This is a genomic window from Streptococcus sp. HMSC34B10, assembly GCF_001839505.1.
GTDB lineage: Bacteria > Bacillota > Bacilli > Lactobacillales > Streptococcaceae > Streptococcus > Streptococcus peroris.
In genome coordinates this window covers 65426-84635 of the sequence record NZ_KV841551.1, presented here as the reverse complement: position 1 = coordinate 84635, position 19210 = coordinate 65426, and the positions used below count along the sequence as shown (strand labels likewise).

The following is a 19210-nucleotide window of genomic DNA, read 5'->3' as shown; positions in this document are numbered from 1 at the left end:
ATTCGATGAAAAAAATAAAATGGTTTCTATTAGCTGGTCTCATTCCTCTCTTTCTACCTATACTTATTATTATCATCCTTATGGGAGCCATCGGGGGAAATGGTACTGGTGGCTCTCCCCAATCCCAAAATGGCATGATTTATGCGGATCATTGGTCAGATGGTGACCCCTATACTCATAACCTACTTGTCCATCGCTATGGAATTAAAGCAGAGCAATTAGACGGCTTTTTAGATACTTTAGGAATCTCCTATGATAAGAACCGAATTAATGGGAAAAAGCTTCTAGAATGGGAAGCTAAATCTAATCTTGATGTCCGTGGAATTGTTGCGATCGCACTAAATGAAAGCTCTCTTGGAACTGCTGGAGTTGCTACCAACCCTGGAGCTAATATGTTTGGTTTTGGAGCCTATGACTCCAATCCAGAATATGCAAATCATTTCAACGATGAAGTTGCTGTTGTAGGACTAACCCAACAAACCATTATTGGGAATAAAAACCAAACCTTTAAAATTCAAGATGACAAGGCTAAGAAATTTGCGAATGGTACTCTAAATCCTTCTACTGATGGTGGTGTCTATTTCACAGATACTACAGGATCTGGAAAAAGACGTGCCGACACCATGAAAAAACTCGATGCCTATATAGACGAACATGGTGGAACTCCAAAAGCTCCTGAACAAACCACTGGAAAAACTAGAGACGGAGGTGGTGTCACATCTTCTGAAATTCCATCAGGATATAGCTTGACCAAAGAAATGAACCCTTCAACTTATACTGGGCTATCTTATCCATATGGACAGTGTACATGGTTTGTTTATAATCGAGGCAAAGAAGTTGGTGTTAACTTTGGGGAATACATGGGAAATGGTGGGCAGTGGATGAATGCTACAGGTTTTCAAACGACTCATACTCCAACCGAACACTCCGCAGTTTCATTTAGCCCTGGACAAGCTGGAGCTGCTCCAATATACGGACACGTTTCGTTTGTCGAGCAAGTTAAATCTGACGGCTCAATTCTTGTCTCAGAATGCAACGTTAAGGGATTAGGAATCATAAGTTACCGTACTTTTGATGCAGAAACTGCCAAACAATTTACATACGTTATAGGACATTAGAAAGGAGAAAATATGTTAGTACAACTACCTGAAGAACAAACTCAAGAAATTCAGCAAATGATCGCAACATTAATCAAGGATGAAATCAATCACTTTAAGGAAGATATTGGAGCAGATAGCCCTTTCCTTAATAAAAAGCAAACCTGTAATTATCTAGGTGTATCAAATAATACTTTAGATATTTGGATTGCTATGGGACTCCCTTATATTAGAATTGGAAAGTCTATTCGGTTTAATAAAGAAAGTATCAATCAATGGATGACAAGATTAGAAATTAGCGCATAAAAAGGGGAAAACAATGGCAATAAAGAAAACAAAAAATGGAACATACCATCTAAAAGTATATATTCCATCAGAAGTTCAAGGAAAACTCGGTTTAGGACAATATTTTGAGAAAAGATATAAAAGTAAACGAGAAGCAAAAGAAGCAGAAATCAAATTAAACATTGATATTGAAAATGCACGATTAGGTAGACAACCTATAGATTCAAAAGTTAATGGAAACATCTTATTTAAAGATTTTTATGAGAAAATCTGGTTAGAGCCATACAAAGCAGGTCAAACCACTACTACTATAAAACCTCCTACTAAAGCTACTGTTTTTCAAACAGAGAGTATTTTTAGATTACATATTCTTCCAATATTAGGAAAATACTCGCTAGAGCATTTAATAAATAATAAACAACTCGTTCTGTCACTCCTTACTCCCAAAGCAAATAGTTATGCTAATTTCAAAGTAGTCAGGAGTTATGTAAACTCTGTTTTTGATTGGGCTGAGGAGCTTGAGTATATTCCATCAAATAAACTCCGAAAGACAATTAGTAGAATTAAAGCGAATAAAAAAATTCTCCTTAAAGAGAGTAAACGTGAAGAAGATCTTTCTCTCGATAAAGAGGAGCTAAAATTATGGTTACAAGCTTTTGACACTGATTTAGAGAAAGGACTTATTGACCTAAAAGACTACACTCTCTTTTATACTACATTCTTCTTATCTGATCGAAAATCAGAAAGTTATGCTTTGCAATGGAAGCACATCAACTTTTCAACTGGAGAAATACTCATAGAACAAGCTTTAGATCGTTTTGGCAATGTAAAATCAACTAAAGGGAACAAAAAAACTCTCTTTAAAGCTCCAACTGAATTGATGGAACTTCTAGCAAATTGGAAAATTAGACAACAAGAAGAACTCAAACTTTTTGGACTACGACAAACACAGAAACAATTTGTGTTTACATATAATGATCGGACTAATAACATAAATTTACCTCTCCATACAGACTATCTCAACTACCGAATGAAATCTGTAAGAAAAAGACATCCTGAACTTGCCCCAGCATCTCCACATAAATTGAGACATACAGGTGCTACTTTAGCGAAACGAGCTGGTGTCTCACTAGAGACTATTTCTGAAGCTCTAACTCATAGCGATAAACAGATAACAAAAATGTATGTAAATACAGCTGATACCGTTGATCAGACAGTCGGTGAAATTGCTTTTAGGAATCTCGAAAAATGATTCAGGGAAATCTCAGGGAAATTTTCAGGGAAATTCTTGATTTTTAAACAAAAAAAGACATCCAAGAGATAATTCTTGAATGTCTGTAAACGTTGATATAATCGTGTTGATTAACGTTTTGAGAATTGTGATGCTTTACGAGCTTTCTTAAGACCTGGTTTCTTACGCTCAACTTTACGTGAGTCACGTGTAAGAAGTCCTGCGCGTTTCAATGAATCGCGGAAGTCTGGGTCTACTTGAAGAAGGGCACGAGCGATACCGTGACGGATAGCTCCTGCTTGACCAGCGTAACCACCACCTACAACGTTAACGAAAACGTCGTATGAACCTACAGTTGAAGTAACTGCGAATGGTTGGTTGATGACAAGACGAAGGTCAGCGTGTGGGATGTACTCTTCAACATCTTTTTTGTTAACAGTGATTTTACCAGTTCCTGGAACAAGGCGAACGCGTGCAACAGCGTTTTTACGACGTCCAGTACCTGCATATTGTGCTTGTGACATACTTTATTGTTCCTTTCCTTAGATAAGTCCTGAAATATCAAGAACTTCTGGTTGTTGTGCAGCGTGAGTGTGTTCAGCTCCAACGAATACTTTCAATTTCATACCTTGAGCGCGGCCAAGAGTATTGTGTGGAAGCATACCTTTAACTGACTTCTCGATCAAACGTACTGCATTTTTAGAACGAAGTTCACCAGCAGATATTGATTTCAATCCACCTGGGTGGTTTGAGTGAGTGTAGTAGATCTTATCAGATGCTTTTTTACCAGTCAATTTAACTTTTTCAGCATTGATAACGATTACGAAGTCACCTGTATCAGTGTGTGGTGTGAATGTTGGTTTGTTTTTTCCGCGAAGCACGCTAGCAACAACTGCTGAAAGGCGTCCAAGAGGTACATCAGTTGCGTCAACAAGGTACCATTTGCGTTCTACTTGGCCTGGTTTAGCCATGAATGTAGTTTTGTTCATGATTTCTCCTATATGAATGTCGTTTTTGTTTACAGGGCGGATGTTCCGGTCCGCAGGGTATTTGAAAGGTTCCGGGGCCTTACAAATGGGGTAAACAATACCGCCTACTATTGTATCAAAATTCTCAGATAAAAGTCAAGCGGTTGGGAAAATATTTTTTTATTTTCGTTCCATTCGCAGTCTTCTTTCACCCTTCTCCTCAAGCATTGTATGAAATGCTTTAGAAACCAAGTAAATGGCGCAAGTCAAGAATAGGGTAACGACTAGATAATTGATCAAACGGCCATGGTCTCCAACCAATGGTGGTTTTGTCAAAAAGCCATAATCTCCACCCGTCATTAGATTAACCACAAAGATCACCGCATTCAGTGAAGACGTGATGATTAGAATTCGTTTGAAATCCAATAAACTGGAATCGTAGTCCTTCAAGAGATAAATCAAGGAATTTCCAAATAGTGCTAAATGCCCGAAAATAAAGGACAGGATAGCGATATGGGGGAAGGGATAGGGATCAGGCACTGGATACACAAAGGCTGCCAAAGTCCCAAAGGTTCCCAGCACAGCAAAATACTGTTTGACTCTAGACACTCCTGGTGTCAAAAGCACTACAAACATAGCCAAACGGCAATGATAAAAGGGTAGACTTTCAGTTAGAGGCATCTGATTTACTAAATACCAACCGTAAAGAAGAATTAATTGAGTGGCCTGTAAAATCTGGAAAAATCGCTGGCAGATTGTATTGTTTCTATAGCGATAAGCTAGAAAAACAGTCACTGCCAATAATGTAAATAGACTTCCGTACCAAAGAAGATCAAATTGGGGTGGTTCCGTCGGCTGGGTTGTAAATAAAACATCCCACAAATTCATGTGCATTTCCTCGTTTTTATATAAGCAGACCTCTTACTCATCTCTATAGAACCTAGCTTACATTTATTTCTTATAATTTTGTGTAAAAGAAGCTATCCTTCAAGAAAAATCGACTCTTGAAGCATTTTTTCTTATTGAAGACTTTTAGTCTTCTTGCAAACTTTCTACTAGCTTGGCTAGATTCATAGAGTTAGATCCTTTGAGTAAAATCTGGTCATGTGCACCAAGACTTTCCTTGACCTGCTTGGTCATTGCTTCAAACTGATCCTCATCAGCAGTTTTCTTGAAGTAGTAAACATGACCGATTGGGAACATTTGACTAGCTAACTGAGCCAATTCAGCAATGTCTTCACCATAGAAAATAACGGTATCAAGCACATCCGGAGAAATACTCAAAATCATCTGATTATGAAGTTGAACAGACTGGTCTCCCAACTCCTTCATATCAGCCAGAACTGCGAGTTTCTTCCCACCTTCATTGGCCGGAATGGCAGAGAAAGTTTCTAAAATCAGCTTCATAGCAGTTGGATTGGCATTGTAGACATCTGATAAGATATCTGCTCCATTAGTAGCTTTTTTCCACTCCGTACGATTGCGGGTCAATTCTAGATTTTGGAAGGCTTGATGGATTTGCTCCTCAGGCACTCCTTCTTGAAGAGCAACATAAGAAGCAATCATGGCATTGGTCGCATTGTACTTACCGGTTACTGGCAAATCAAGAGCCTGCTCCAAGAAATTGGTCTTGAAGGTCAAACTATCTTTGCGCTCAACCAAGTCTGTAACTTCTAATTCCGCTCCTTGTCCAAAGCGCACAACTTGTTGCTTAGTTGGGAGATACGGATCAACAATGGAATCGCTAGGTGCCAAGAGTAAACCACCCTCAGGCATACCATCGACAATTTGTAATTTCCCTTTCGCGATTTCTGAACGATCCTTGAAAAAGGCAAGGTGAGCTTCTCCAATCAGGGTTACAATGGCTGTTTTTGGATGAGCTAATTCAGACAAGAGGTGAATATCTCCAAGATGATCCTGTCCCATTTCCAAAACTAGCTTTTCCGTATCATCTGGCATATGAAGAACGGTGTAAGGGAGTCCAATTTCATTATTGTAGTTCCCTTGTGTTTTGTAAGTTTTGTATCTTGTAGAAAGCAAATGGGCTAACATATCCTTGGTCGTAGTCTTCCCATTTGAACCTGTAACTGCAAAGACATCTACTCTTGTCTTTTGAAGGTAATAGGCTGCAAGAGTTTGAAAAGCTGTCAAGACATCCTCTACTAAAATATAGGGATGACCTTCTACTTCCTTCTCTGATAAGGTTAGAGCAGCGCCATTTTCAAAAGCTGTCTCGATAAAGCCGTGACCATCACGCGCTCCTTTTAGCGGAACGAATAGGTCTCCTTCCGCGATCAAACGGCTGTCAAATTCCGCCTTGTTTAGGGAATCATCTGAAAAGACCGTGACATCATTTTTAGCACCAACTACACGTGCTACTTCATGAATGGTAAGTTTCATGTTTACTCCTTTAAAAAGGGGCAAGGAGTCTTCCCCGCCCTTAACCTGTCTTTACAATAAATGTGCTTCATGCTTAGCAAAACTTTCCTTAGCAAGTTCTACCAAACGTTCGATCAATTCCGGATAAGGAATCCCCATATTATCCCAAAGCAGTGGATACATAGACCATTGGGTAAATCCTGGCATGGTGTTAAGCTCGTTTAGGAAAACTTCTCCCTTATCTGTATAGAAAAAGTCACAACGTGAGAGACCAAGTCCACCAATAGCACGGAAGGCAGTTTCGGCATTCTTGCGCATTACCGATACCACATCATCGCTAATCTTAGCTGGAATATCCATCGTAATCTTATTATCGATGTATTTTGCTTCATAGTCATAGAAGGCTACATCTTTGACAACTTCACCTGGAAGCGTGCTCTTGACATCGTAGTTTCCTAAGAGACCAACTTCGATTTCACGTGCATTGACTCCTTGCTCTACCAAGACACGGCTATCATACTTGAAGGCAAGTTCTAGAGCTTGATGGAGTTCCTCTTTAGTTTCAGACTTAGAAATACCAACACTAGAACCCATATTGGATGGTTTGGTAAAAACTGGGTAGGTTAATTTTTCTTCGACTTCTGCAATCTTAGAGGCCAAGTCATCCCCTTCAACAATCGCTACGTAAGGAACTTGAGCAATCCCAGCAGACTCCAAAACACGTTTAGTCGTGATTTTGTCCATAGCAAGGCTTGAAGACAAGATGTTGCAACCGACATAAGGCATTTTCAAGACTTCTAGGAAACCTTGGACTGAACCGTCTTCTCCCATAGGTCCATGAAGAACTGGAAAAACAACTGCGCCTTCTTCGTAGATAGCACTTGGAGCAATTTTCTTGTCCCAATCAATAGTCGCATTGGTCATGAGACGTTCATCTTGTCCAGGAGTTTGGGTAAATTCTTGGGTTTTGATGAAATCACCTGACTGGCTGATAAAGAACGTTTTGACTGCAAAACGGTCATAGTTGACCGCACGCATGACACTCTCAGCTGACAATACAGATACTTCACGTTCTGCACTGCGTCCACCATATAATAGAATAATTGTTTGTTTCATATGATTGTCCTATTTCTACTAGAATACTCGCTTTTTAGTATATCACATTTGTTTATTTTTTTAAACTTGAATAGCACAAAAGAGACTGGATTAAAAATAAATCTAGTCTCTTGATTTCTTATATATCGTATCTGCTAGTTAATTGCCTGTTCTATATCCTTACAGACTAAAGTTCGGTACGATTTTCGATGGCTCTTAGGAGCGTTACTTCATCTGCATATTCGATATCTGCTCCTACTGCTAGACCTCGTGCTAGACGAGTAACCTTGATACCTGCAGGTTTGAGCAAGCGAGAGAGATACATGGAGGTCGCTTCGCCATCAGCTGTTGCATTGGTAGCTACGATGACCTCTGAAACCTCACTGGCCATAAGACGAGTCATAAGACTCTTAAGGTTGATATCATCCGGACTAATTCCATTCATGGGTGAAATCAACCCATGCAATACATGGTATAACCCATGGTATTCCTGAATATTTTCCATAGCAGCTACATCTCGACTATCCTCTAGGACGAGGATAGTTGTTTGGTCCCGACTTGGATCTGTGCAGATAGAACAGGGATCTTCATCGGTTAAACGTCCACAGATAGAACAATAGGTCAACTCTCTTTTAGCTGAAAGGAGATTTTTAGCAAATTCGTTGACGTCATCATCCGGCATTCCAATAGTATAAAAGGCTAGACGGGTTGCTGTCTTGATCCCAATACCCGGAAGTTTAGAATAACTGTCAATCAACTTAGCAATAGGTGTTGGATAAAGCATGGCTTCCTTTCTAATTCATTGGATGGTGTTGGTTGTATAGATTGATAATGTCGCGAGCAATTGCTGGCCCAACATTTTTGGTTAAATTGGTATTATGAGGAAAGACTACTGCAACTGCAATTTGAGGATTTTCTGTTGGAGCATAGGCCACGGCATTGGTATTATTAGCTTCTTTTTGACCACCAGCTACATAGCTTTCAGCTGTACCGGTTTTACCACTGATAGAAACAGTGGCACCATCTGAAAACGCCCGTCCTGTCGTTAGGGGACTAGTTCCATGCGATACTTGGTAAAATCCTTGGTGCAAGATTGCCATATCTGATTCAGAAATATTGACCTTGTTGATTTCCTTGGTATTTATTGCTTGGATTAATTCCCCAAGGCCACCCTTATCATTGTTGTCGTATATTCCCTCGACAATATGTGGAGCTAGACGAACACCATTGTTAGCAATAGTTGCAACGTACTGGGCTAATTGCATCGGTGTGTAGTTATCAAACTGGCCAAAAGCATTAGTTAAATAATTAGCCAAGTCAAATTTTTGGGGGATAAATCCTGTCGATTCATCTGGCAAGTCAATCTCAGTAGAAACTCCTAGTCCATACTCTCCAAAGGTAGCACGAAGTTTACCCATAGCAGATTCAAGATTGTTGGTTCCCACTGTCATATTCGGCTGATAAGTTTGCCCCATGATTCCAAGAGCAGTTTGGACCATGTAAGCATTGGATGAATACTCCAAGGCTTCAACGGCTGTAATCGGGAAAGAACCGTAATAAGGAGTATACCAGGAATTGATAGGGGCAGAACCTTGAAAGACGATTGGTTGGTCTGTTAAGGTTTGGTTCCCTGATAGGACACCATTTTCCCAACCTGAGCTGATCGTTGCCGCCTTAACGACAGACCCTGGAACAAAGACATTGGTGACAGTTCCGAGTGAGTCTGATGTCAACTCTCCTGTTTCCAGATTGTGCTTCATCCCTGACATAGCCAATACAGCCCCTGTCTTAGGATTGAGAGCTACTGCATAAACACCTTCAGAGTATTTTGCTCCACCGTTTGATAATTCCGAATTGAAGTAACTCTTTAGAAGACTGTCCACACTATCTTGGAAGGCCAAATCAATGGTTAATTTGATGTTTTTACCCTTGCTTCCTTCTTCGATATTCTCTACACTCTCCATGTCTCCGTGCTTGTCCAAATGGATTTCCTTGACGGTACGTTTTCCTTGCAAGACTTCTTCGTATTGCTTTTCAAGATAGGAAGTCCCAACACGGTCATTGAGTGAGTAACCTTTTTTCAAATAAGCATCAACTTCTTCTGCTGGGAGACCCGACTTTTCACTAGAAACACTACCGACAATAGATGAAAGAGAAGTATCCAAGACCTTTCGATCCCATGAAGTAGAAATGGAGATTCCTGGTAATTCCTTTGAAGCAGAAGCAATCACGGCTATTTGTGTATCCGTTAATGGATCAGTTCGAATATTCCCTGTTGCGAAATTTTCGACTGAATTAAGCTGGCTAAAGAGATAGATTGCCTTCTTTTCATCTTCTGAATAGTTTAGCTGATTGGGGGCAATGCTCTCTGCAGCGTTGTTATAAAGTTCAGATTCTGAAAATTTATTACCGTCTGAATCATACCGTTTATCTTTTGGAAGAGCCTCGACTGTTTTCTTATAAACTTCAGCATCTGCTAGGTAGTAATCCGCCATTTGTCTGTCTGTCACCTCGGGAGAAGTGACTGTGACATAGTTCAACAATTTAGTAGAAATGTCCTTTAAATCAGCGGCAGTCATCTTGTTACTGCGTGTGAAAGAAACGACTTGCTTAACAGTATTTTGGACTAAAGGTTTTCCTGCTGCATCATAAATTTCTCCACGAGCAGAACCCATGGTCACTCGAGTTTGACTAGCAGAGGCTAGTTTATTTTCGTAGAAATCCTTATGAAGAACTTGCATATAGAGCAAGCGGCCAATAATTGCTAAAAAGAGCAAAATGACGATTGCGAATAATAAATTAAGCCGTATCGGTATCGAATGGCTATTGAATTTTCTCATACAAATCAATCTCGTTTCTAATCAAAATCTTACTTTTCATTGTACCATAATTTAGGGAGAAAATTATGGAAAAAGAAAAGACTTTTCCTTTTTGGCACAAAATTTAGTTTCTATGATATAATAGAAGTAAGCGCTATTTTATTTGTCAGTTTTACAAAGGAAATTCTGGCAAATGGCTATAAAAGGAGTCCCATGAATAAGCAAGATATCTCTACGATCATAGACCTTCACTTCGAAGAGATGACAGATCTGGAACAAGAGATTGCCCGCTATTTTCTGCAGGCAGATACGATACATGATGATTTATCTTCTCAACAAGTTACTCAAAAACTTCATATTTCTCAGGCTGCGCTCACTCGTTTTGCCAAGAAATGTGGTTTTAAAGGTTACCGAGAGTTCATTTTTAAATACCAACAACAAAAAGACACTCTTACCACTCCTCAACAGGATATGAATCCTTTGACCCAAAGAGTTCTCAGAAGTTATGCAAACCTACGAGAGATTTCTCAAGAATTGATTGATGAGGAACAATTGGAACGCATAGCTCAGATGATTGACCAATCCGAACGTGTGTATTTTTTTGGAACTGGAAGCTCTGGTTTGGTTGCAAGAGAGATGAAGCTACGCTTCATGAGATTGGGCGTAGTCTGTGAAGCTTTAACAGATCCAGACGGTTTTGCCTGGACAACTAGCATCATTGACGAAAAATGTTTAGTCTTTGGTTTTTCCCTCTCAGGGACAACACCATCTATCATTGATAGCCTATTAGATGCTCAGGATATGGGGGCTAAGACAGTTCTCTTTACAAGTTCTCCCAATAAAGATACCCAAGAATTTACAGAGACAGTATTAGTGGCGATGCAAAAACAAGCCTCTTATATCCAACGAATCTCTGCTCAACTACCGATGCTCATTTTAGTGGATTTGCTCTATGCTTATTTCCTAGAAATTGATCGTGAAAGCAAGGAAAAAATCTTTAACAGCTATTGGGAAAATAAAAAATTAAATGGTTATCGTAGAAATCGTAGAAATGGAAAATCCTAAATTGGCAAAGCCAATTTAGGATTGTTTTGTTTTAAAGTGATAATAAGCACCTAGCATACCAGCAGTATTCTGATGGTGGGCAAACTCAAGTCGAGTTTTTTCCGCTAAACTTGGAACAAGTGCATCTTTCAAAGCCTTACGAATCTTAGGTTTCAAAATAGCTTCCTGTCCCATAATACCACCGCCTAGGATGACAACTTCTGGATTGGCAACATAACAAATATTCGCGAGACCCTTACCAAGGTAATCCACCATGCGGTCAATTCCCTCCATGCAAAGTTTATTACCTTCGGTAGCTTCTTTGAAAATTCTGCGACCGTTCCACTGATCAACTTCATCACCGTGTGCTTCAGCAACATACTTGACAAGTGCTGTTGTAGACGCCAAATCTTGGAAAGCGCCATCTTGCATATGCATATAACCAACTTCACAGGCAGAATTGCTAAATCCATGGAAAACTTGGTTGTCAACGATTAAGCAACCACCAATACCTGTTCCTATCGTCAAGCAAAGGGTGATACTTGCTCCCTTCCCTGATCCAGATACTGCTTCTGCAAGTCCTGCGCAGTTAACATCATTTTCAATCTCACAAGGAATGTCAAAGGCACGTTCAATTTCTTTTTTAAATTGAGTCCCTGCATAGTTTGGTATTTGTGGGCCTGCATAGAAAATCTCACCCTTCTCAGGATCAACCATTCCCGCTGAGGAAATAGCCACACCTGACACAGGTCCTTTTTCTAGGTAGCTAGCTACAATATCTTTTGTTTTCTGTAGGATGTGTGGACCACCCTTATGAGCCTCAGTCGCTACTTCGTGAGACTCTACAAGTTGTCCATCTTGGTCAATCAAACCATATTTGATATTAGTTCCACCAATATCAATTGCAACGTAATTAGTCATAAAGCCTCCTGTTGATTAGAGGAAACGCTCCTTAGTTTCACGAATAAATGCCGCAGCTGCTTCTACAACTGGACGATCTTCTTCGGTCACTGGTGTAAGCGGAGAACGAACTGATCCGATATTAAGTCCTTCATTGATTTTCAAGACTTCTTTGATAACACCGTACATGTTTCCATGTGCCGCGGTTAATTTCCCAATGATAGCGTTGATAGCGTATTGCAATTCACGTGCTGTATCAAGGTCTTTGTCTGCAATCAATTGGTTGAGTTTCAAGAAGAGTTCTGGCATAGCACCATAAGTACCACCGATACCAGCTTTTGCACCCATGAGACGTCCGCCTAGGAATTGTTCGTCTGGACCGTTAAAGACGATATGATCATCACCACCAAGACTAACAAAAGTTTGGATATCTTGAACTGGCATTGAAGAATTTTTAACACCGATAACACGTGGGTTCTTCAACATTTCTGTGTAAAGACTTGGAGTCAAAGCAACACCTGCCAATTGAGGAATGTTATAGATAACGTAGTCTGTGTTTGGTGCTGCTGCACTGATATCGTTCCAGTATTTGGCTACTGAGTATTCAGGCAAGCGGAAGTAAATTGGTGGAATTGTTGCAATAGCATCAACTCCTAAGCTTTCAGCATGGCGAGCAAGTTCAATACTGTCTTTAGTATTGTTGCAAGCCACGTGAGCAATGATGGTCAATTTACCTTTAGCAACGGCCATGACTTCTTCCAAGATCAATTTGCGGTCCGCTACACTTTGGTAGATACATTCACCTGAAGAGCCATTAACGTAAAGTCCTTGAACACCTTTATCAACAAAGTATTGCACCAAGGCACGAATACGTTCTGGGCTTACTTCGCCTTCGTCATCATAACATGCGTAGAAGGCGGGAATGACACCTTCATATTTTTTTAAATCTGACATAGATTTCTCCTAAGTTATCTTTATTTCTGCACTGGGCAGATGATTTTTTACTATTATTAGTATACACCTTGTAAAAAGCGCTTTCAATACATCCGAGTCACTTAGATTTTAATTTCTATTCCTCTCGAGTAGTTTTTCTTGTTTGAAAGTAGTTTCATATCATTTTCAATCTGCTTGATACTTAGCAAACAATTTTTCCATTAATCCAGCTTGGAAAAAGGCAAGTAGACCAAAGCCAAATAGTATAAATGCTGACCCACCAAGTACGAGCGTAAAGCCTGATAGATAGAGGAGCATAATGATTAATAAGATAATCGCAAGCATCAAGAAGAACCACACGAAATTAAAGCTGACCAAGAGCAAGCCCTTTTGGAGCACTTCTTTCCAAGTTAAGTCATAGCGTGCCGCAATTGGATAACTAGCCAACATAACTAGAGTTAAAAATATCAGAATTCCTAAGCAAATAGCTTTAATAAGCTGGAAGCCTAGGCCTGTTTGTCCCCAAAATAGAGACAGGTCAACGACACTAATCAGAAAGATTCCTAGTTCTAATAAACCTAGCTGAAGACCCAATTTCAAATTTTGCTTAAAGGCTCTCATATAAGTTTTAAAAACCGGAACACGACGACTGCTCTTAACTTCGAAGATTGTCTGATAGAGACTGATTTTAGCTACTCCAATCGTCACAATAGGCAAACAAGACACCACAAAAAGTAGATTAGCAGTCACAATATCTAGGACTTTCTCACTAAAACGCATGAGAAAATTATCTGTATCGAATGCCGCTTTTATCAATCTAGATCCTTTATGTGCCATTGTTTGTTCTCCTATCTGACTAATCAATTAAAATTTTAAATAAATATTTGCGAACTTTTTCTTCCATGCCCGCATAACCGTTAGGTTGATGTGGTTCACCTGGGAAAAAGACTGCAAAATTGTGATATCCCAACAAGAGTGGGTATTGTTCATGGCAATGAACAAAGCCGATATCACTGGCTTCATCAAAGGCTACAGCCTCGTCTTTTACACGAGAACCGTAACTAGAATATTCATGTCCCTCAACCAACAAATGCAAATCTGCATAGTTTTTATGATGCTCAAAGCGATCATTTTCTTCTTGGTTGAGAACATTTTCTTGCACAACTAGAAAGACTTTATCCCCATCAATTTCGTATTTACCCAATTCAAAAGTATCTTTACGATGCTCATAGAGATAATCAATGGCCTTGTCTAGATTGGGATGAATACCTTTGTAAAAAGTAATGTTTTTTAAATCATCAAAAATCATACTGTTTCCTTTACTGGACTGTTATCTTAAATTAAAAAATGTCTAAGTAATAAGTTTATAAGTGTCTAACAAAACTTCACAGAGTAAGAAATACTCTCCATTTTGCAGACACTTATAAGCCTATATTCTTTTTGTCTATCAAATATATTTCTGTATATTGATAAACAGATTGTACGAGATTCGATTTTCGTAGAGTACTATCCTTTGACAGCTCCCATAGTAATACCTTGAGTGAAGGATTTTTGGAAGACAAGGAAGACTGTTACGATTGGCACAGCTGCAAGAGCAGCCCCCGCCATAATCAAACCATAGTTGGTTGCCATTTCGGCCTGCATGGTTGCAACCCCGAGTGAGATGGTCAAGTTTTGACGTGAAGTCAACATTACCAATTGCATGAAGTAGTCATTCCAAGTATTAATGAAGGTGAAGATTGCAAGTGCTGCGAACCCTGGTTTCACAATTGGAAAGGCTACACTCCAGAAGGTACGAATCTCACCACATCCATCGATTTTAGCAGATTCAAGCAATTCTGTAGGAATGTTTTCACTGAATTGTTTCATAAGGAAGACCCCAAATGGCCATCCGATCAAAGGCAAGATAACTGCCCAAAGAGTGTCGTGGATCCCCATAAAGTTGACGATACGTACCAATGGCACAAGAACAACTTGTTTTGGAAGTGCCATGGCAGCGATAAAGATTGCAAAGAGGATACGTTGTCCATAGAAACGTTTCTTAGCCAATACATAACCTGCTAGTGAAGAGGTTGCACAAACCAAGAACATGGTTACCAAGGAAATGAAAACTGAGTTCCACATCCATTGCAAAGCTGGGTTTTGCACCATCAATTGTTGGAAGTTCTCCATAGTTGGAGCTTTAGGGAACCATTGCGGTGGAATCATAATGGTATCTGGTTGTGATTTGAATGCACCTGTTAAGATCCAGTAGAATGGGAAGATAAACAGTACAGTCAACAAGAGCAAAATGATTGTAGAAATAACAGTAAAGGCTGTTAAAGGTTTCTTTTGTTGTGTAGGTTGCATAGCTGTCTCCTTTCCTTAGTATTCTACATCGTTTCCGAGGATCTTGAATTGAGCGAAGCTGACAAGGGCAATCATGACTGCCAAGAATACACCGATTGTATTGGCATAGCCATATTCAGTCAATTGGAAGGCTTTTTCGTATAGGTAGTACATAAGTGTACTTGTTGAGTAGTTCGGACCACCAGATGTCAACAATTGAATCAAGGCGAAACATTGGAAAGAGTTGATGGTTGTGATGATTGCGATATAAAGTGTTGTTGGAAGAAGGCTTGGCCATTTAATCTTCCAGAATACTTGGAATTCAGTCGCACCGTCAACACGAGCTGCTTCTACAAGTGAGTTGTCAATATTACCCATTGCAGCGATATAAAGAATGATTGGTTGACCAACTGATGTTGTCAAAAGGATAATCATAATCGCCATCAAAGCCCAGTTCTTATCTCCCAGCCAAGAAATGTTTTGGCTGATGATGTGACTTGACTTAAGCACAAAGTTCAAAATACCTGATAGTGGATCGTAAATCCATTTCCAAACTACTGTTACGGCAACACTACCTGTTACTACAGGAAGGAAGAAGACAAAACGGTAGAAAGATCTAGCAATAGCATTTTGTTGATATGTTTGTGATGCTACAAAGAGTGAGAAGAGTACTACGACTGGTACAGACCCGATAACAAGGATTACCGTATTGATTAAAGATTTTGTAAAGACAGGATCTTTAAACATACGAACATAGTTGTCCAAGCCCACAAACTCAAAGCTAGTCATCGAATAGTTAAAGAAACTTGTGATGAAGCCCATAATCATTGGAGCTAAAACGAAGACGGTAAAAAAGATTAATACTGGTGCTAGGAATGCGTAAGAAATAATTGTTTCCCTCATGCGAATTTTATTGACTTTCACAGTTGGCACCTCACTTTCAAATAGTTTTTGTTTTTTGACTGTCATCTGACATTAATCTAAAATCAGAATGAAATTCTTTTAAAGATTAGCCGATGTAAGAACTTCATTTTAATTTTGACCTGTCAGTTCCTTACATTTTAAAATCAAAGCCCCCCTTTTCTTACACAGATGTGCACAGGGAAAAGGGGGGATTTCAGTTTTAATTTAGGGCTTATTATTTAGCTGCTTTTTTAATAGTTTCGTTAGCTTTTTCAGTGAATGTCTTCAAAGCTGCAGCAGGTTGTTCGTCACCATTAGACACTGATTGCAACATTGGGAACCAAAGTGTTCTCATTTCAGCAAATCCATCGATTGTGTTGTAGTATGGTGAGTAGTATTGAGTCCAGCTACCAATTGTTTCCATACGTTTGTCATCATATAGTTTACCAAATGAAGTACGAACTGGGAATGCTCCTGTACGAACTACGTCTTTAGGACCCCATTCTTTGTCATCTGCAATGAATTGGATGAATTTCTTAGCTGCTGCGACTTTCTTTTCGTCTTTATTGTTAAATACTGCAAATCCGTTTACAAGATATTCAAGAGCTGGTTTACCTGAATCAGATGGGAATGGTACTTCAACAACTTCAACTTTACTTGCTTCCAAGAGTTTAGCTTGGATACCGTTTTGAGCTGGTGCCCAAAGGATTGTGTAAGAAGTTTGACCATTTGCAAAGTTTTGGATGTCTGCCCCACCGTCAAATTGTGAACCATTGTTCAACAAACCGTCTTTAATCCAGCTAGATGCTTTTTCAAGACCTTTAACGAATTTAGGATCGTCAGTTGTATATTTATTTACTTCTTTATTAGTTACAGATCCGCCATAAAGGTTAGCGACGAAGGCACGTGTTCCTTGGTCTCCCCCTTGACCTGAACTGAACAATGAACCTGGTGTATAGCCTTTATCTTTAAGAGCTTTCAAAACTTTTTCAAAGTCATCTGTTGTCCAACCTTCTTTAACAAGGTTTGCGACACCAGCTTCTTCCAACATTTTCTTGTTCATAGCCATGTAGAATGGTGCTGAACTGATTGGATACATGTAAGCTTTGTCGCCGGCTTTACTTGCTTGGATGATATTTTCATTATTAACATCTTTTACAAAGTCAGCTGTAAAGAGGTCGTTCAAGTCAGCTAATTTACCATTTTTACCGTATTGAATGATACGTCCTGGTGCGTCAAAGAGTACATCTGGAGCTGTTCCTGCTTCGATTGCTGTTGTGATTTTTTCAGGACCAGATTTGAAGTCGATTGTTTCTAGTTTAACCTTGATATCTGGATTTGCTTTTTCAAAAGCTGCGATGATAGATTTTTCGTAGGTTCCTACACCATCGCCAGTTTTTTCTTGTGTAAATACTGGGAATGCCCACCAAGTAATTTCAGTTTTTCCTGAATCACTTGCAGCGTCTTTTTTAGCGTCTGACTTGCCACAAGCAGCAAGAGATAGAACTGCAGCACCCGCAAGTACTGTACAAGCTAGTTTTTTAAATTTCATTAGTATTCTCCTAAATGATGATAAGCGTATCCGAAGTGGATAATGAGTATTGGCGACTTTGTATACGTTTACATTTTGTTTTGTTAATGAACCACTCTCCTCGTGTTTTAATTGTCTTATTTGAGACCCGCAACAAATCGTTCCGTAATCTCTTTTGGTCTAGTAATAGCTCCACCAACTACAATGCCTCGCACCCCATAGCCTAGGATTTGCTTAGCCTGTTCTGGCGTGTGAATTTTTCCTTCAGCGATGACGTCTACTCCTGCATCGCAAAGTTTCTTAATCAATTCAAAGTCTGGACCATCCACTTTCGGGCTGTATGATGTGTAGCCCGATAAGGTTGTTCCAACAAAGTCAATTCCTGCTTCTACTGCTGCTAGACCTTCTTCAAAGGTACTTGTGTCAGCCATCAAGAGTTGATTTGGATATTTTTCTTTGATTTGGCGGATAAATTCTTGAATAGTCAAACCATCATAGCGTTCTCTCTTGGTACAATCAAGAGCAATAACCTCAATGTCCAGAGCTGCTAATTCATCGACCTCTTTCATGGTAGCAGTGATGAATGGCTCTTGTGGTGGATAATCACGTTTGATAATTCCAATAATCGGAAGTTTTGTGACCTCTTGAATTTCCTTAATATCTCGAACACTATTTGCTCGGATACCCACTGCTCCACCTTGCTCAGCTGCTTTTGCTAGCAAGGGCATAACACCCCCCGCTTCTGTATACAGCGGTTCGTGAGGAAGGGCCTGACAAGAAACGATGATCCCATCTTTAATCTGCTCAATCAAAGCTTCTTTAGTAATTTGTGGCATCTACTTTCCTCCTTTTCTTTTTTCTTACGGGTTTATTATATATCTTTTTTAAAGCGCTTTCAATACCTTGTGTTATAATAGATTGAAGTTTCAAAACAATTTTATGAAACAGATTCTTCTGAAAGTAGTTTCAGAGATTGCTTGTTTCCTGAATCATCTTCGATTCCTATTATCATTACTTTATTGGCTTTCTAGAAAGAAAAGAGTCTGTGACAAACAATCGTCACAGACTCTTTCATTCTAAGCCTATTATTCTTTCTTAAATGGCTTTAATCTTCTCTCTTCTTGGCCATTCCAAATAATCCTAAAAGTGTACCAACTATTCCCAGAGATACTAAAGAGGTTGAAACTTCACTTCTTGTTTCAGGAAGGGTTAGTTGTTGGGCTGCAGGAGCTTGGTAAGTCTTATCTTGCTGTACTACTAGAATTTCCACTGGACGTTTCTCGCTCTTATATTCTAACGATTCGTTTTTAGTGGCTTTTATTGTACTTACTCCACTCACGAACTCTGGAACCTCATTCTTGAGAGACGCTACTGAATTAACGCTTCCTACAAATTCTGGAAGTTCATGAACTAACGCTTGTACCGCATTGACACCTCCTACGAATTCTGGAAGTTCATGAACTAACGCTTGTACCGCATTGACACCTCCTACGAATTCTGGAAGTTCATGAACTAGCGCTTGTACTGCATTCACGCCACCTTCGAATTCTGGGAGTTCATTAACTAGTGCTTGTACCGCATTCACGCCACCTTCGAATTCTGGAACTTCCACCGTCGGTGCTGCTTCTTCGCCTACTGTACCAACAGGCTCAGTATATTCTGAAATCTCCGTTACAGGAGCTGCTTCATCATTTACG

General features: G+C 39.5%; 20 protein-coding genes. 4 read left to right on the top strand and 16 right to left on the bottom strand.

All coding sequences use genetic code 11. From position 1 onward, the window contains the following. Positions 1 to 5: 5 nt before the first annotated feature. Genes HMPREF3237_RS03695 through HMPREF3237_RS08920 form a run of 3 tightly spaced genes read left to right on the top strand, consistent with a single transcriptional unit; the run spans position 6 to position 2634 of the window. Positions 6 to 1118: a CHAP domain-containing protein gene (locus tag HMPREF3237_RS03695; RefSeq protein ID WP_070888877.1), complete on the top strand. Its 1113-nt coding sequence runs from the start codon at positions 6 to 8 to the stop codon at positions 1116 to 1118. A gap of 12 nt (positions 1119 to 1130) precedes the next feature. After that, the gene (locus tag HMPREF3237_RS03690) at positions 1131 to 1403 is read left to right on the top strand and encodes a helix-turn-helix domain-containing protein (protein WP_070888876.1); all 273 of its coding nucleotides are present in this window, start codon (positions 1131 to 1133) and stop codon (positions 1401 to 1403) included. 13 nt (positions 1404 to 1416) lie between these two features. Continuing rightward, on the top strand, positions 1417 to 2634 hold the full coding sequence (locus tag HMPREF3237_RS08920; protein WP_070888875.1) for a tyrosine-type recombinase/integrase: 1218 nt from the start codon (positions 1417 to 1419) through the stop codon (positions 2632 to 2634). A 110-nt stretch (positions 2635 to 2744) separates the two neighbouring features. Here the strand turns inward: HMPREF3237_RS08920 and rpsI are convergent, their stop codons facing one another. The 7 genes from rpsI to pbp2b form a co-directional block, all read right to left on the bottom strand. Next, complete coding sequence (gene rpsI, locus HMPREF3237_RS03680; protein WP_000075969.1) at positions 2745 to 3137, bottom strand: 30S ribosomal protein S9; 393 nt, start codon at positions 3135 to 3137, stop codon at positions 2745 to 2747. An 18-nt stretch (positions 3138 to 3155) separates the two neighbouring features. Beyond that, positions 3156 to 3602, bottom strand: a complete 447-nt coding sequence (rplM, locus tag HMPREF3237_RS03675) for a 50S ribosomal protein L13 (RefSeq protein ID WP_070888874.1) — start codon at positions 3600 to 3602, stop codon at positions 3156 to 3158. A gap of 159 nt (positions 3603 to 3761) precedes the next feature. Continuing rightward, positions 3762 to 4469: a YwaF family protein gene (locus HMPREF3237_RS03670; protein ID WP_070888873.1), complete on the bottom strand. Its 708-nt coding sequence runs from the start codon at positions 4467 to 4469 to the stop codon at positions 3762 to 3764. 144 nt (positions 4470 to 4613) lie between these two features. Further along, positions 4614 to 5981: a UDP-N-acetylmuramoyl-tripeptide--D-alanyl-D-alanine ligase gene (murF, locus tag HMPREF3237_RS03665; protein ID WP_070888872.1), complete on the bottom strand. Its 1368-nt coding sequence runs from the start codon at positions 5979 to 5981 to the stop codon at positions 4614 to 4616. 51 nt (positions 5982 to 6032) lie between these two features. After that, positions 6033 to 7076: a D-alanine--D-alanine ligase gene (locus tag HMPREF3237_RS03660; RefSeq protein WP_070888871.1), complete on the bottom strand. Its 1044-nt coding sequence runs from the start codon at positions 7074 to 7076 to the stop codon at positions 6033 to 6035. 166 nt (positions 7077 to 7242) lie between these two features. Continuing rightward, positions 7243 to 7839, bottom strand: coding sequence for a recombination mediator RecR (gene recR, locus HMPREF3237_RS03655; protein WP_070888870.1), 597 nt, complete (start codon positions 7837 to 7839; stop codon positions 7243 to 7245). Between the two features lie 10 nt (positions 7840 to 7849). Further along, a complete protein-coding gene (gene pbp2b / locus HMPREF3237_RS03650; RefSeq protein ID WP_070888869.1) occupies positions 7850 to 9895 on the bottom strand; it encodes a penicillin-binding protein PBP2B in 2046 nt (681 codons plus the stop codon). Positions 9896 to 10087: 192 nt separating this feature from the next. Between pbp2b and HMPREF3237_RS03645 the strand changes: the two genes are divergently transcribed. Then, on the top strand, positions 10088 to 10939 hold the full coding sequence (locus HMPREF3237_RS03645; protein ID WP_070888868.1) for a MurR/RpiR family transcriptional regulator: 852 nt from the start codon (positions 10088 to 10090) through the stop codon (positions 10937 to 10939). A gap of 15 nt (positions 10940 to 10954) precedes the next feature. On the opposite strand, the gene HMPREF3237_RS03640 is transcribed toward HMPREF3237_RS03645, so the two are convergent. From HMPREF3237_RS03640 to HMPREF3237_RS09065, 9 genes are all read right to left on the bottom strand, one after another. Then, positions 10955 to 11839 carry an ROK family protein gene (locus HMPREF3237_RS03640; RefSeq protein ID WP_070888867.1) on the bottom strand — a complete coding sequence of 295 codons (885 nt, stop codon included), beginning with the start codon at positions 11837 to 11839 and terminating at the stop codon, positions 10955 to 10957. Positions 11840 to 11854: 15 nt separating this feature from the next. Then, the gene (locus HMPREF3237_RS03635) at positions 11855 to 12772 is read right to left on the bottom strand and encodes a dihydrodipicolinate synthase family protein (RefSeq protein WP_070888866.1); all 918 of its coding nucleotides are present in this window, start codon (positions 12770 to 12772) and stop codon (positions 11855 to 11857) included. A gap of 165 nt (positions 12773 to 12937) precedes the next feature. Continuing rightward, on the bottom strand, positions 12938 to 13588 hold the full coding sequence (locus HMPREF3237_RS03630) for a DUF624 domain-containing protein (protein WP_070888865.1): 651 nt from the start codon (positions 13586 to 13588) through the stop codon (positions 12938 to 12940). Positions 13589 to 13607: 19 nt separating this feature from the next. Continuing rightward, a complete protein-coding gene (locus tag HMPREF3237_RS03625) occupies positions 13608 to 14060 on the bottom strand; it encodes a NanQ anomerase/TabA/YiaL family protein (RefSeq protein ID WP_070888864.1) in 453 nt (150 codons plus the stop codon). Between the two features lie 197 nt (positions 14061 to 14257). Beyond that, a complete protein-coding gene (locus HMPREF3237_RS03620) occupies positions 14258 to 15100 on the bottom strand; it encodes a carbohydrate ABC transporter permease (protein ID WP_001183246.1) in 843 nt (280 codons plus the stop codon). A 15-nt stretch (positions 15101 to 15115) separates the two neighbouring features. Beyond that, entirely contained in the window at positions 15116 to 15982 is an 867-nt protein-coding gene (locus HMPREF3237_RS03615) for a carbohydrate ABC transporter permease (protein WP_180364196.1), read from the bottom strand. 235 nt (positions 15983 to 16217) lie between these two features. After that, positions 16218 to 17534 carry an ABC transporter substrate-binding protein gene (locus tag HMPREF3237_RS03610; RefSeq protein WP_006146323.1) on the bottom strand — a complete coding sequence of 439 codons (1317 nt, stop codon included), beginning with the start codon at positions 17532 to 17534 and terminating at the stop codon, positions 16218 to 16220. A 116-nt stretch (positions 17535 to 17650) separates the two neighbouring features. Then, a complete protein-coding gene (locus tag HMPREF3237_RS03605; protein WP_006146322.1) occupies positions 17651 to 18349 on the bottom strand; it encodes an N-acetylmannosamine-6-phosphate 2-epimerase in 699 nt (232 codons plus the stop codon). Between the two features lie 269 nt (positions 18350 to 18618). Then, positions 18619 to 19210 (bottom strand): SIALI-17 repeat-containing surface protein (locus HMPREF3237_RS09065; RefSeq protein ID WP_373879053.1); only part of this gene is annotated, 592 nt, incomplete at its 5' end.